At 65.3% G+C, this 13,577-nt stretch carries 11 protein-coding genes; 8 read left to right on the forward strand and 3 right to left on the reverse strand.

Features of this window, described 5'->3' with window-relative positions; translation table 11 throughout:
• The first annotated feature begins 204 nt into the window (after positions 1–204).
• A complete protein-coding gene (locus JG743_RS06290) occupies positions 205–1,335 on the forward strand; it encodes a patatin-like phospholipase family protein (protein WP_202298956.1) in 1,131 nt (376 codons plus the stop codon).
• A 42-nt stretch (positions 1,336–1,377) separates the two neighbouring features.
• Here JG743_RS06290 and JG743_RS06295 read toward each other — a convergent pair whose 3' ends face one another.
• Entirely contained in the window at positions 1,378–1,974 is a 597-nt protein-coding gene (locus JG743_RS06295) for a TetR/AcrR family transcriptional regulator (protein ID WP_202298957.1), read from the reverse strand.
• A gap of 122 nt (positions 1,975–2,096) precedes the next feature.
• Here JG743_RS06295 and JG743_RS06300 point away from each other — a divergent pair, with 122 nt between their 5' ends.
• From JG743_RS06300 to JG743_RS06325, 6 genes are all read left to right on the forward strand, one after another.
• Positions 2,097–2,558 (forward strand): (2Fe-2S)-binding protein, encoded by a 462-nt coding sequence (locus JG743_RS06300; RefSeq protein ID WP_202298958.1) that lies wholly within the window; start codon positions 2,097–2,099, stop codon positions 2,556–2,558.
• Positions 2,559–2,560: 2 nt separating this feature from the next.
• Complete coding sequence (locus JG743_RS06305) at positions 2,561–4,834, forward strand: xanthine dehydrogenase family protein molybdopterin-binding subunit (RefSeq protein ID WP_202298959.1); 2,274 nt, start codon at positions 2,561–2,563, stop codon at positions 4,832–4,834.
• A complete protein-coding gene (locus JG743_RS06310) occupies positions 4,831–5,439 on the forward strand; it encodes a hypothetical protein (RefSeq protein WP_202298960.1) in 609 nt (202 codons plus the stop codon). Before JG743_RS06305 ends, JG743_RS06310 begins: the two co-directional genes overlap by 4 nt.
• Positions 5,440–5,597: 158 nt before the next feature.
• On the forward strand, positions 5,598–6,773 hold the full coding sequence (locus tag JG743_RS06315) for an efflux RND transporter periplasmic adaptor subunit (RefSeq protein WP_202298961.1): 1,176 nt from the start codon (positions 5,598–5,600) through the stop codon (positions 6,771–6,773).
• A gap of 73 nt (positions 6,774–6,846) precedes the next feature.
• The gene (locus JG743_RS06320) at positions 6,847–10,017 is read left to right on the forward strand and encodes an efflux RND transporter permease subunit (RefSeq protein WP_202298962.1); all 3,171 of its coding nucleotides are present in this window, start codon (positions 6,847–6,849) and stop codon (positions 10,015–10,017) included.
• A gap of 97 nt (positions 10,018–10,114) precedes the next feature.
• Positions 10,115–10,273 carry a DUF3309 family protein gene (locus tag JG743_RS06325; RefSeq protein ID WP_202298963.1) on the forward strand — a complete coding sequence of 53 codons (159 nt, stop codon included), beginning with the start codon at positions 10,115–10,117 and terminating at the stop codon, positions 10,271–10,273.
• Positions 10,274–10,321: 48 nt separating this feature from the next.
• Here the strand turns inward: JG743_RS06325 and JG743_RS06330 are convergent, their stop codons facing one another.
• Positions 10,322–11,281 (reverse strand): SDR family oxidoreductase, encoded by a 960-nt coding sequence (locus JG743_RS06330; protein WP_202298964.1) that lies wholly within the window; start codon positions 11,279–11,281, stop codon positions 10,322–10,324.
• A gap of 91 nt (positions 11,282–11,372) precedes the next feature.
• Here JG743_RS06330 and JG743_RS06335 point away from each other — a divergent pair, with 91 nt between their 5' ends.
• On the forward strand, positions 11,373–12,287 hold the full coding sequence (locus JG743_RS06335; RefSeq protein ID WP_202298965.1) for a LysR family transcriptional regulator: 915 nt from the start codon (positions 11,373–11,375) through the stop codon (positions 12,285–12,287).
• Here the strand turns inward: JG743_RS06335 and JG743_RS06340 are convergent.
• Entirely contained in the window at positions 12,245–13,426 is a 1,182-nt protein-coding gene (locus JG743_RS06340; protein WP_446720885.1) for an MFS transporter, read from the reverse strand. The two genes, JG743_RS06335 and JG743_RS06340, sit on opposite strands and share 43 nt — an antisense overlap.
• Positions 13,427–13,577: the final 151 nt, after the last annotated feature.

Consider the following 13,577-nt stretch of genomic DNA (forward strand, 5'->3'; position numbering starts at 1 on the left):
CCAGCTCATCGTCATGAATGTCGCCTCTCCGCCAAAAGGCGGGGAGGCTCGCCTTTCATGACCGAAATTTCATGTGATCACGCGACCGTGTTCGTGTTCTTGCCTTGGTCAGGACTTATATGCTGCACTGCAACATAGGTCCCCTGCCGTCGCGCCGCCCGATTCCGGGCGGGACGAGGCCGGCCATTCAACGACAGGAACGCCATGACGACCAACGGCAAGGCGGAGGAAAAGACGAAGATCAACATCGCGCTTCAGGGGGGCGGCTCGCACGGCGCCTTTTCCTGGGGCGTGCTCGACCGGCTACTGGAGGACGGAAGGCTGGAGATTTCGGCCGTTTCCGGCACCAGCGCTGGAGCGATGAACGCGGTTGCGCTGGCCGACGGCTTTGTCCGTGGCGGCGTCGAGGGAGCGCGCAAGAAGCTCGACGATTTCTGGCGCGCGGTGGCGCGGAAAGGCCGTTTCAGCCCGGTGCAGCGCATGCCGTGGGACGTCGCCTGGGGCAACTGGTCGATCGAGAACACGCCGGGCTATGTCTTCTTCGACACCATGTCGCGAGTGTTTTCGCCCTATGTCGCCAATCCGCTCGGCCTCAATCCACTGCGCGACGTGGTCAAGCAGGAGATCAACTTCTCCAATGTGCGCGCCTGCAAGTCGATCGAGCTGTTCATCTCGGCGACCAATGTCGAGACCGGACAGCTGCGCGTCTTTTCCGATGGCGAGATCGACCTCGACACGGTGATGGCCTCGGCCTGCCTGCCGCAACTGTTCCGCGCCGTCGAAATCAAGGGCGTGCCCTACTGGGATGGCGGCTACGGCGGCAATCCCGCGCTCTATCCGTTCTTCAAGGCGACTGCCACCGAGGACGTGCTTCTGGTGCAGATCAACCCGGTGGTGCGCGAGGGGACGCCGAAGAGCGCCAACGAGATCCAGAACCGCATCGACGAGATCACCTTCAACGCCGGGCTGTTGCGCGAATTCCGCTCGATCGCCTTCGTCAAGGAACTGATCGCCGCCGGCCGGCTGCCGCATGGCGAGTACCGCGACATCCGCATGCACCGCATCGATGCCGACGAGGCGTTCAAGGATTTGTCGGCGTCGTCCAAGGTCAATGCCGAATGGGCCTTCCTTGCCTATCTGCGCGATCTTGGCCGCAGCGCCGCCAGCGACTGGCTGGAGGAGAATTACGACGCTGTCGGCAAGCGGCCGACGCTCGACCTCTCCGGCGAACTCGACGACGGCTTCAAGCCGGTGCGCGGCCCGGCGCCGGGCCGGCGGGTGAAGGAGTTCCTCGCGGCGCGCAGGAAACCCGAGCAAGCGCGGCGCCAGGCCTAGCTCGGCCAAGTCTAGCCCGACTGGGGGCGCCGGCCGCCGACTTCATCCCTTCTGTAGCGCCAGATCGATCACCCTGATCAGCGCGGCGGCGGCCCGCCGCTGCTCGTCCGGATCGCTGATGCGCATCTTCATGCCTTCCAGCCCGTCGAGCAGCATGTCGGCGAGCAGCCGCGCCGAAAGCCCTTTAGCGGCGAGGTCGACGCCGTTCCGTTTCGCTTCGCTCTCGATCGCGCTGGCGATGTGCTCGACAAGGCCACCTCGCCAGCAGCCGACGAGGTCGGCGACGCTCGACTTCATGTCGAGCAGCTCGGCGCCGTGCGGGGAGGCATGGACGGCGCCTATCATCGAGATCAGCGCGGCATCCACCGCGCGCATCATGCGTTCGGCGAAGGCACCGCCGCTTTCCAGCTCGCTCTTTGCCTGCTCGACCGAGCGGCCAAGCAGCATCAGGGCGATGGCGCGGAAAATGTCGGTCTTGTTCTTGAACAGCAGATAGAGCGCCGGCCGCGACATGTCGGCGGCGCGCGCGATGTCGTCCATGGTGGTGCGCGAAAAGCCATAGGCGAGAAACACCTTCATCGCGCCATCCAGAATGCGGGCGCGCTTGGGGTCTGCGGCAATGTCCTCGGCTTCGATCATGGCGAAAGTCTACCCTGTGCAAACTCTATTGACAAAATGACGGATTTTGTCAAGGTGTATGAAGGCGAAATGGCCGCCTGCCATTTCGCTTCTGGCTATGGACGACAACGAAGGGTATCCCCATGCGCCTCACCGTCGACGGGCAATCATTTGATATCGATGCCGATCCGCAAATGCCACTTCTGTGGGCGCTGCGCGATCTGATCGGCAAGACCGGGCCGAAATTCGGCTGCGGCATCGCCGCCTGCGGCGCCTGCACGGTGCATGTCGACGGCCAGCCGGTGCGCTCCTGCTCGCTGCCGGTCGGCGAGGTCAGCGGCGCAATCACCACGATCGAAGGTATCGCCAGCGCGGGCAAGCTGCATCCGGTGCAGCAGGCCTGGCTGGAAGAGCAGGTTGCGCAATGCGGCTACTGCCAGGCCGGCCAGATCATGAGCGCGGTGGCGCTGCTCGACGAGGTTGCCGACCCGTCCGACGACGACATCGACAATGCCATGGGCGGCAATCTCTGCCGCTGCGGCACTTATCCGAAGATCCGCGCGGCGATCAAGAAAGCCGCGGCGTTGAAGACGGCGGGGCTCTGACCATGGCCAGCATCGGAAAGATCGCCCGTCGCACCTTCCTCATCGGCGCCGCCGCTGTCGCCGGCGGTGTCGCCGTCGGCTACTATTACTATCGCAAGCCCTTCGCCAATCCGCTCGAAGCCGATCTCGGCAAGGGTGAGGCAACCTTCAATCCCTATGTGAAGATCGGCGCCGACAACACCATCACTATCGTCACGCCGCGCGCCGAAATGGGGCAAGGTGTCTCGACGACGCTTGCCGCCATGGTCGCTGAGGAGCTCGATGTCGGCCTCGACCTGGTCAAGGTCGAGCACGGCCCGGCTTCCTACGCCTACTACAATGCGGCGATCCTCCAGGAGGGCGGCCCGTTCGCCTTCTTCGACGAGAGCATGACCGCGGAAGCGGTGCGCTCCGGTCTTGGCGTGGTCGGAAAGCTGCTCGCCCTGCAGGGCACTGGCGGCTCGTCCTCGATGCGCGACGGGTTCGACAAGATGCGGCAGGCGGGCGCGGCCGCCAGGCAGATGCTGATCGCGGCGGCGGCGCACAAGCTCGGCGTTTCCGCCGGCGAGCTGGAAACCGCCAACGGCACGGTCCTGCACAAGGCGTCGGGCAAATCGGTCACCTATGGCGAAGTTGCCGCCTCAGCCAGCGCCATGCCGCCGCCGGCCGAGGTCAAGCTCAAGGACAAGGCCGACTGGAAGCTGCTCGGCAAGCCGCAGAAGCGCGTCGACATGCTGGCCAAGGTCACCGGCGCGCCGATCTTCGGCATCGATGTCCGGCTGCCGGAAATGCTCTACGGCACGGTGAAGATGAGCCCGCGCTTCTGGTCGAAGCCGGTGAGCGTCGACCTGGCCAAGGCCGAGAAGATGCCGGGCGTGGTCAAGATCGTGCCCATCGAGACCAGCTACGGCCACGGCTTCGGCGTCATCGCTGAAAACACCTGGGCGGCATTCAAGGCCGCCGAGGCGATCGAGGCCAAATGGGCCGATCCCGAATATCCGCTGGACAGCGTCGCCATCGGCGAAGTGCTGAAACAGGCACTCGGCGAAAAGGGTTCGGCATTGCGCAACGACGGCAATGTCGACACCGCTTTCGCCGACGCGCCGCGCGAAAAGATCGTCGAGGCCGACTATGCCGTGCCCTATCTGGCGCATGCGACGATGGAGCCGATGAACGCCACGGCGCGGCTGAAGGACGGCGCCCTCGACATCTGGTGCGGCAACCAGGCGCCGACGTTGGTGCGCCAGCTCTGCGCCAATGCGGTCGGCATCGAGCAGGACAAGGTCACGGTGCACACCACCTTCCTCGGTGGCGGCTTCGGCCGCCGCGTCGAGATGGATTATGCGCTGTGCGCGGCGCTGATGGCCAAGGAAGCCGGCGGGCGTCCGGTCAAGGTGACCTGGACGCGCGAGGAAGACATGCGCCACGACGCCTACCGCCCCGCTGCCATCGGCAAGTTCCAGGCGCGACTTGGCGACGATGGCCTGCCGGTCGCCGTCGACATGAAGATCGCGTCGCCCTCGGTGATCGCCAGCACGCTGCGGCGGCTGTTTCCCTCGCTGTCGGCGATGGGACCGGACAAGACCATCGTCGATGGCGCCTATGACCAGCCCTACACGATCCCGAACTACAGGGTGAGCGGTGTCGCCGCGCCCGTTTCCATCCCGGTCGGTTCGTGGCGGTCGGTCGGCAGCTCGATCAATGGCTTCTTCCACGAAGGCTTCATCGACGAGATCGCGACCGCCGGGAAAACCGATCCGGTCGAATTGCGCAAGAAACTGATGGCCGCCTATCCGTCGGCGGTAAAGGTGGTCGAGACCGTCGCCGGGATGGCGAAATGGGGCGAGGCGCTGCCGGCCGGCAAGGCCAAGGGCATGGCCTTCACGCTGTCTTTCGGCAGTTGGGTCGGCGAGATCGTCCAGGTCGCGGACACGCCGGCCGGCATCCGCATCGAAAAGGTGTGGATCGCTGCCGATGTCGGCACCGCGCTCGATCCCGACATCATCAAGGCGCAGCTCATCTCCGCCGCCATCTATGGCCTGTCGGCGGCGATGGGCCAGGAAATCACCTTCGCCGACGGCATGGTCGAGCAGTCGAATTTCCACGATTTCGACGCCATGCGCATCTTCCAGTGTCCGGTCTTCGAGGTCGCGGTGCTGGAGAATTTCCACAAGATGGGCGGCGTCGGTGAGGTCGGCACGCCGCCGGCGGCGCCGGCGCTCGCCAATGCCATCTTCGCGCTGACCGGCAAGCGCATCCGTAGGTTGCCGTTGTCGAAAGATGTGGCCTTCGCATGAGGAAGCATCTCATCATGCTGACGCCTGCTGCCATCATGTTCATGGCGGCACCTTTCGCAACCGCGCAGGAGAGCCAACCGCCACCGTCGGCGACGGTCGATGCAGCCAAAGGGCTGCCCGAATGGAACAAGGTCTACAAGGTGTTCTCGCATCCGCGCTGCGCCGATTGCCATGTCGCCGACGACCGCCCGCGCTGGTCCGGCGCGCATTACGGCGGCACGCGCGTGCATGGCTTCAATGTCCGGCGCGGCGCCGACGGTTCCGGCTTCGGCAATCCGGGCCTGCGTTGCACCACTTGCCATTTCACAAGCAATTCCAAGGCGTTGCATGGGCCGCCCGGAGCCGAGAACTGGCATCTGGCGCCGGCCGAGATGGCCTGGTTCGAAAAATCCTCGGCTGAAATCTGCGCCCAGATCAAGGATCCGGCCCGCAATGGCGGGCGCAGTCTGCAGGACGTCGCGCTGCATGTGCGCGACGACAAGCTGGTTGCCTGGGGCTGGGCGCCGGGGGCGGATCGAGAGCCGGCGCCAGGCTCGGCAGAGGAGACATACAAGGCGATCGAGAACTGGATGGCGGCGGGCGTCCCCTGTCCGGCAGCGCAATGATCCATCAAACTTTCTGACTATTTTGCAGTGCAACTTTGAGGTAGAAGCGCGCTTCGCCGGTCACGGCAAATTGAACACGGCTCAGCGCGCACCCATATCGGCGACGCGCCCGCATCCAGGAATGCGGCCTGGCCGAACCCGCAGTGGAAAAGATGACGATGCCGAAAATCAGGTTTCACAAGCTTGCAGCCATTGTTGTGCTCATCGGATTCGCAGCCTGGATGGGAACGGGCGCGTTCTCGTCGGTGGGCAGCGCCGCCGTCGACAATCCGAGGGCCGGAGACGCCTCGAAGGCGAAGCAGCCCGAGGCCGGAGCGCCGAAGACGGCTGAAGCAGAGCCGAAGGCGCCGCTGCGCTCCGTCGCCGTGGTGACGCCGCCGCGCAGGACCTATGCGCGCGCCATCCGCATTTCCGGGCTGACCGAAGCCGACAAGCGGGCGGTGCTGGCAACGCGTGTCGCCGGCGTCATCGACAAGCTGCCGGTGAGACAGGGCCAGCACGTCAAGACCGGCGATCTGGTGCTGATGCTTGCCGCGGAGGAGAAGATCTCCAATGTCGACAACGCCAGGCAGCTTCTGGTGCAGCGCCAGGCCGAGCTGGAAGCGGCCCTGCGGCTGATGAAATCCGGCAACCTGCCCGCTCTGCAGCTCGACACTGCCCGCTCGAACCTGACGGCGGCCCAGTCGATGGTGGAAACGGCGCAGGCCGAGCTCGACCGCAACGAGGTCAAGGCGCCGTTCGATGGCGTCATCGACCGCGTTCCGGTGGAACTCGGCAGCTCGGTGATGCAGGGCGGCGAGGTGGCGACCATCCTCAAGCTCGACCCGGTGATCGCGCGCGGCGAGGTCAGCGAGCGCGACCTGCGCTACATCAAGATCGGCGACCAGGCCAATGTGCGGCTGGTCAACGACCAGAAGGTCACCGGCACGGTGCGCTACATCAGCCGCGATGCCTCCTCGCAGACCCGCACCTTCCGCGTCGAGGTGGCGATCCCCAATGCCGATGGCGCCATCCCTGCCGGCATGACGGCCGAAATGACGCTGAGCGCGCAGCCGACCGACGCGGTGATGCTACCGCGCTCGGTGGTGACGCTGGGCGACAAGGGCGATCTCGGCATCCGCGCCGTCGGCAAGGACGACAAGGTGGCGTTCTATCCGATCGATCTCGTCGACGACACGCCGAACGGCCTGGTGCTGGGCGGCATTCCGCAGGACGCCCGCATCATCGTCGCCGGCCAGGAGCTGGTGAAGGAGGGCGATTCGGTCAAGCCGGTCGAGGCCGACCAGGCGACGATCAACAAGCTGATCGGCGAAGCCACCGCCGGCACGCAGTAGCGCGGCCCGGCGCCGGGCGCCGCCCGGCGACGGCAAGTTCGCTGCTCCCCGAAGACAACAGCAGGCATAAGTCATGGATATCGTCAGACTCGCCATCCACAACGCTCGCCTCACAATATCGGCGCTGCTGTTCCTGCTGGTCGCGGGCTGGGTCGCCTATCAGTCGACGCCGAAGGAAGCGGAGCCCGACGTTCCGATTCCGATGATGTATATCAGCCTGATCTACCAGGGCATCTCGCCAGAGGATTCGGAGCGCCTGCTGCTCCGGCCCATGGAAAGCAAACTAAAGAGCCTCAAGGGCCTGAAGGAGATGCGTTCGGCAGCCTTCCAGGGCGGCGGCTACGTGCTGGTCGAGTTCCAGCCGCAGACCAATCTGGCGACAGCGCTGCAGGATACGCGCAGCAAGGTGCAGGACGCCAAGGCCGACCTGCCGCAAGCCGCTGAGGAGCCGACGGTCAACGAGGTCAACGTCTCGGAATTCCCGGTCCTTGTCGTGACGCTCTCGGGCGACGTGCCCGAGCGCGTGCTGACGGCGGCGGCGCGCGAATTGCGCGACCGCATCGAAGAGGTGCCGGGCGTGCTGGAAGGCTCGCTGCAGGGCGCGCGCGACGATCTGGTCGAAGTCGTCATCGATCCGGTCAAGCTGTCGTCCTACGGGCTGCAGCTCGACCAGGTGATGCAAGGCGTCGGTGCCTCCAACAGCCTTGTCGCCGCCGGCAACCTCGAAGGCTCGGAGGGCAAATACGCGGTCAAGGTGCCGTCGCTGATCGAGACGCCCGAGGATGTCGCCAACCTGCCGGTCGTCGCTACGCCGAATGCCGTGGTGCAGGCCAAGGACATCGCCACCATCCGCTCGACCTTCAAGGATGCCGAGACGGTGACGCGCCTGGACGGCAAGCCGGCGATCGCCATCGAGGTGAAGAAGCGCATCGGCGCCAATCTGATCGACACGCTGAACCACGTCAGGAAGGTGTCCGACACCTTCATCAAGACGATGCCGGAAGGCATGCACGTCACCTACACGCAGGACAAGTCGGTCTTCGTCAACCAGTTGCTCGGCGACCTGCAGAACCATGTCATGATCGCCGTCATCCTGGTGTTCATCGTCATCCTCTACGCGCTGTCGGGCCGCGCTTCCTTGCTGATCGGCCTCGCCATTCCGTCGTCCTTCCTGATCGGCATCCTGTTGCTTGCCATGATGGGCTACACGATCAACATGATCGTGCTGTTCAGCCTCATCCTGGCGGTCGGCATGCTGGTCGACGATGCCATCATCGTCACCGAGTTCGCCGAACGGCGCATGAGCGAGGGCATGCCGAAGGCGGACGCTTTCGCGCTGGCCGCCAGGCGCATGGCCGGTCCGGTCATCGCCGCCACCATGACGCGCATCGCGGCGTTCTCGCCGCTCTTGTTCTGGCCGGGCATCATCGGCGACTTCATGAAATACATGCCGATCACGCTGATCGTGACGCTGTCGGCCTCGATGCTCTACGCGCTGGTCTTCGCGCCGACGCTGGGCGCAATCTTCGCCAAGGCGCCCAAGCATCACGAGGAAGACAACCGCGACGGCTGGTACATGGCGCTGGTCAAGCAGGCGGTGCGCTTCCCGATCACCGTCATCCTGCTCACTGTCGGGCTTTTGGTCGGCGTCGGCTTCGCCTATTCGAAATACGGCGCCGGCGTCGAGTTCTTCCCCAGTGTCGAGCCGGACTACGGCCTGCTCTACGTGCATGCCCGCGGCAATCTTTCGCTGGCCGAAATGGACGCCGCCACCAAGGAAGCCGAAAACAGGCTGCTCGGCTGGCCGGGCGTCAAGTCGGTCTACACGCGCGCCGGCAAGACGCAGGGCGGCGGCCAGGACATTCCCGAAGATGTCGTCGGTGTGATCCAGTACGAGTTCGTCGACTGGCGCGAGCGCAAGTCGGCCAACCAGATCCTCAGCGATCTGCGCGGCGTCATGGCCGGCATTCCCGGCGTCGATGTCGAGGTGCGCGTGCCGGAAGCCGGCCCGCCGACCGGCAAGCCGATCCAGATCAGGCTTTCGGCCGCCGACCCCAAGGGGCTCGACGACAAGGCACGCGCGGTGGCGGCGCGGATCGCCAAGATACCGAACGTCATCGACATTTCGGACGGCCTGCCGCCGCCCGGCGTCGACTGGGCGCTCGAGGTCGACCGCGCCAAGGCAGCGCAATATGGCATCAGCCCGACCTCGGTCGGCACGGTGGTGCAGCTGGTGACCAACGGGCTTAAGCTCTCGGAATACCGGCCGGCCGGTGCGGACGACGCCGTCGACATCCGGCTGCGCCTGCCCGAGGACCGGCGCACGCTGTCGACGCTCGACGAGCTGAGGGTGCAGACCTCGCAAGGCTCGGTGCCGATCTCGAACTTCGTCGTCAGGAAGCCTGAGCCGACGGTTGGCATCCTCAACCGCATCGACGGCGCGCGTACGGTGGTGGTGCAAGCCAATGTCAGCGCCGGCGCCCAGGTCGCGGCCGTGCAGCAGGAGGTCACCAAGGCTGTCTCCGAAATGGATCTCGGCAGCGGCATCCGCTGGAAGCTCGCCGGCTCCAACGAGGACAGCGCCGAGGCCGGCGCCTTCCTCAGCAAGGCCTTCGGCGCGGCGATCTTCCTGATCTTCCTGGTGCTGCTCATGCAGTTCAACAAGTTCACCAGCGTCTTGCTGGTGCTGTCCTGCGTGGTCATGGCGACGGTCGGCGTGTTCCTGGGACTGCTTTTGACGGGCGAGGCCTTCGGCATCGTCATGTCCGGCATCGGCGTCATCGCGCTTGCAGGCGTGGTGGTGAACAACAACATCGTGCTGATCGACACCTACGATCGTCTGCGCGAGGAAGGCTGGGACAAGATGGACGCGGTGCTGCAGACCTGCCGCGAGCGCGCCCGTCCGGTGGTGCTGACTGCGGTGTCGGCCATTCTCGGCGTGTTGCCGATCGCCTTCGGCCTCGGCCTCGAAATCTTCCATCACGAGACGACGATCAATGCGCCGTCGACGCAGTGGTGGATCTCGCTGTCGTCGGCGATCGTCTTCGGCCTCTCCTTCGCCACCCTGCTGACGCTGGTGGTGACCCCGTCGATGCTGATGGTGTTCACGCGCAGCAAGGACAGCCGCTTCAACGCGTTCTTCCGGCGGCTGTTCCGGCGTGGCAAGGGCAAGGTTTCAACAACCGTTGCCGACCACGATGCGGGTGCCGAGCCGGCAATCGCCTTCCAGAAAGCCGCCGAATAAGTCAGCTCAACCAACAAGATAAAGGCCGCTCGGGGAACAACCGGGCGGCCTTTTGCATTGTCCCAGCATAACTTCACCTCACGGCGAGGGCTTTCTCATGACGATCAGCACACTTCTTGTCATTATTCTCATCCTCATCCTGATCGGCGCCGTGCCGGCATGGCCGCATTCGCGCTCCTGGGGCTACGGCCCTTCGGGCATCGTCGGCGTCCTGCTGGTGGTGCTTTTGATCCTGCTGTTGATGGGCAGGATCTGACCCTTTGTGCGGCCGAGCCCTGCTGGGCTCGGCTGTCGTCAATTGCAATCAGGCAGCCTGGCGTGAGGCGGGCGCGACGGCGATGCCGATATCCTGCATGGCTTCCTTCACCGCCTGATCGAGCGGGGTGTGCGGGATTTCGCCGATGATCGCCTCCAGCCGCGTCGAGACCAGCCGGTGCGCCTCGAAGCGTAGGTAGGACATCGAGACGATCTCGCGCCACATCGCCACAAACGGGCTGCCGGCGCGCAGCACCCACCAGGGCATGAAGCTCAGCTTCAGTGTACGTCCGAGCGCCTTTTCGGCTGCGGCCTTGATCTCCAGATCGGTGACGGCATGGCCGGGGAAGTTGAGCGCCTCGTAGAAGCCGAGCTTGTCGAGATTGCGCGCCAGGCCGACGAAGGCCACGGCGAAGTCCGGCAGATAGGCCCATTCATGGATGAGGTCGGCCGGGCCGGGCGCGGTGTAGATGCCTTTCTCCATCTTTGCAGCAACGACGAGGTCGAACCAGGAGCCGCTGCCGGTGCCGCCGAAGAAGTCGCCGGCCCGAAGCAGGATGGTGCGCACCCGGCCGGCATCGGCCTCGCGACGGAACAGTTCTTCCATGGCGACGCGGATGCGGCCCTTCTCGGTCGTCGGCCGGAACGGCGTGTCCTCGGTGATCACCGGAGGCATCGGTGAGCCGTAGTTGTAGACGGTGCCGGGGAAGAGATGCAGCGCCCCGTTCGCGCGGCAGGCCGCCATGACATTCTCGGCCATCGGCAGGCATTTGCCCCAGTCGGTGTAGATCGGGTTCAGGCCATTGAAGATGATGTCGACGCCTTCGGTGGCGCGGATCAGCGACTCGCGGTCGAGCGCATCGCCGGCGACCGCGCCGGCGCCCTTGAGTTCAGCCGGAACCTTGCCGTTGCGGGTGACGGCCCGGACGTCGAAGCCGGCGTCGATGAAGGCCTTGCCGACGACGCGGCCGAGCCGGCCGTTGGCGCCGAGGATTGCGATCTTGGTCATGTCTCGTCTCCGTTGCGTTAGGCCCCCAATTTGAGACGTTCACCGACGAATGGAAATTGACTGATTTCGGCGATTTGATATTCACAAATGAATGACAGAGATCGACTGGAACCTGATCAAGAGTTTCGTCACCGTGGCGGAGACCGGCAGCCTCTCCAGCGCCGCGCGAAAGCTTGCGGCGAGCCAGCCGACGCTCGGCCGCCACATCGCCGAGCTGGAGCAGGCGCTCGGTGTGACATTGTTCCGCCGCGGGCGCAGCGGCTATGCGCTGACCGAAGCTGGCAGCGTTCTCTATGAGCGCGGCAAGGCCGTCAGCGAGCAGGCGAGCGCGTTCTCGCTGCTGGCCCTTGGGTCGGTCGAGGCGATCGAGGGCACCGTGCGCATCGCCGCTAGTGAGGTGGTGGCGGCCTATGTGCTGCCGGATATCACCGCGCGGCTCGGCGTGGAGGAGCCGGGCATCGAGGTCGAGATCGTCGCCTCGAACCAGGTCGAGAACCTGTTGCGCAGGGATGCCGATATCGCCGTCCGCATGGTCAAGCCGGCGCAGAACGAGCTGGTGGCGCGCAAGGTCGCCGACATTCCGCTGCGTTTCTGTGCGGCGAAGGCCTATCTCGACAGGCGCGGCCGGCCGAAACAGCCCGGTGACCTCGCCGATCATCTGCTGGTCGGCTTCGACCGCAGCGATGAGATCGTGCGCGGCCTCAATACGTTCGGCATCCCCGTCAACCGCGGCAGCTTTCGTTTCAGGACCGACAATCAGATCGTTCTTTGGGAAGCGGTGCGGGCCGGAAACGGCATCGGCATCGGCCAGCAGCCGCTGGCCGAGCGCGATCCATCACTGGAGCTCCTGCTGCCCGGCCTGCCATTGCCGTCGCTGCCGGTGTGGCTCGCCATGCATCGCGATGTGCGCAGCAGCGTGCGCATCCGCCGCGTCGCGGATTTCCTCCACGAGGAGCTGAAGCGCTATTCGGCCGGCGCCGGTTCCGGCGCGAACTCGGCGCGGTGAGCAAGCCCGGCCATCAGCAGGACGACGACCAGCAGCCCCGACAGAGCGACGAAGATCGGGCCGAAGCTCGAATGCTCGGCGACGAACCCGATCGCCGAGGGCGCCACCAGAATGCCCGAATAGCCCATGGTGGTGACGACGCTCATGCCGGTGCCGGACGACATGCCTTCCTGGTTGCCGCCGGCCGAGAAGATGATCGGCACCATGTTGGCGATGCCGAAGCCGCAAAAGGCGAATGCGGCGATGGCAAGCCAGGGCGAGGGCGACAGGCCTGCGACCAGCATGCCGGCGGCGGCGACAAGGGCCGAGCCGCGCAGCGTCGCCACCGCGCCGAAGCGGTTGCGCACGCCGTCGCCCAAAAAGCGCATCAGCGCCATGACGCCGGAAAAGGCGGCGTAGGCGAGACCGGCGATGGCAAGGTCGGCGCCGAGCTCCTGCTGCATGTAGAGCGCCGCCCAGTCGAGCACCGCGCCCTCGGAGACCATGGTGAGCAGCGCCATCAATCCGACCAGATAGACAACGGGGTGGCCCGGCAGCGAGAATTTCTGGTGTTCGGCCTGTTGCGGCTTGTCCTCCGCGATCAGGAAGCCGATCGCAAAAGCGACAACCGCGAAGGCGAGCGCCGTCACCACGCTCGCATGGACAAGGTGGCCGTAATTCTGGATGGCGAAACCGCCGAGCGCGCCGCCGGCGAAACCGCCAAGGCTCCAGAAGCCATGCGAGGACGACATGATGGCGCGGGCGAGCCGCCGCTCGACGGCGACCGCATTGGCGTTCATGGCGACGTCCATGCCGCCGACGGAGCCGCCAAAGATGAACATGGCGATGGCCGCCAACGGCACGTTGGGGGCGAGCGCCACCGCCAGCAGGCCGAAACTGCCGCAGATGCCGAACCAGCGCAGCACCGTGCGCGAGCCGTGCCTGGAGATCAGATGGCCGCACCAGGTCATCGCCGTCACCGCGCCGGCGCCGAACAGGAGGATCAGCAGGCCGAGCGTGAATTTCGAGATGTCCAGACGGGTCAGGAACACAGGGATCTGTGGCGCCCAGCTGCCGGTCAAAAAACCGTTGGCGAGGAAGATGCCGGCCACGGCCCAGCGCCCGCGTATCGCGGCTTGCATTGTGGTTTGCGTTTTCATTGTCTGAAGTCCGCTACGCGAATGGCTTCGCGTGGCAAATTAGATCGATTCAATCGGCAGTCAAGAACCGCTATCTGGAAGTGTTTGGACCAAGATGCGAGCGCCTCTATGAGGAGCGAGCCCACTGCGGAGATTAGCCGAGGCGCTTCTC

Source organism: Mesorhizobium sp. 131-2-1 (assembly GCF_016756535.1).
Classification (GTDB): Bacteria; Pseudomonadota; Alphaproteobacteria; order Rhizobiales; family Rhizobiaceae; genus Mesorhizobium.

Coding starts and splice junctions, on each gene's coding strand:
- JG743_RS06290 (WP_202298956.1), top strand. CDS start 205: ATGACGACCAACGGCAAGGCGGAGGAAAAGACGAAGATCAACATCGCG.
- JG743_RS06295 (WP_202298957.1), bottom strand. CDS start 1,974: ATGATCGAAGCCGAGGACATTGCCGCAGACCCCAAGCGCGCCCGCATT.
- JG743_RS06300 (WP_202298958.1), top strand. CDS start 2,097: ATGCGCCTCACCGTCGACGGGCAATCATTTGATATCGATGCCGATCCG.
- JG743_RS06305 (WP_202298959.1), top strand. CDS start 2,561: ATGGCCAGCATCGGAAAGATCGCCCGTCGCACCTTCCTCATCGGCGCC.
- JG743_RS06310 (WP_202298960.1), top strand. CDS start 4,831: ATGAGGAAGCATCTCATCATGCTGACGCCTGCTGCCATCATGTTCATG.
- JG743_RS06315 (WP_202298961.1), top strand. CDS start 5,598: ATGCCGAAAATCAGGTTTCACAAGCTTGCAGCCATTGTTGTGCTCATC.
- JG743_RS06320 (WP_202298962.1), top strand. CDS start 6,847: ATGGATATCGTCAGACTCGCCATCCACAACGCTCGCCTCACAATATCG.
- JG743_RS06325 (WP_202298963.1), top strand. CDS start 10,115: ATGACGATCAGCACACTTCTTGTCATTATTCTCATCCTCATCCTGATC.
- JG743_RS06330 (WP_202298964.1), bottom strand. CDS start 11,281: ATGACCAAGATCGCAATCCTCGGCGCCAACGGCCGGCTCGGCCGCGTC.
- JG743_RS06335 (WP_202298965.1), top strand. CDS start 11,373: ATGACAGAGATCGACTGGAACCTGATCAAGAGTTTCGTCACCGTGGCG.
- JG743_RS06340 (WP_446720885.1), bottom strand. CDS start 13,426: ATGAAAACGCAAACCACAATGCAAGCCGCGATACGCGGGCGCTGGGCC.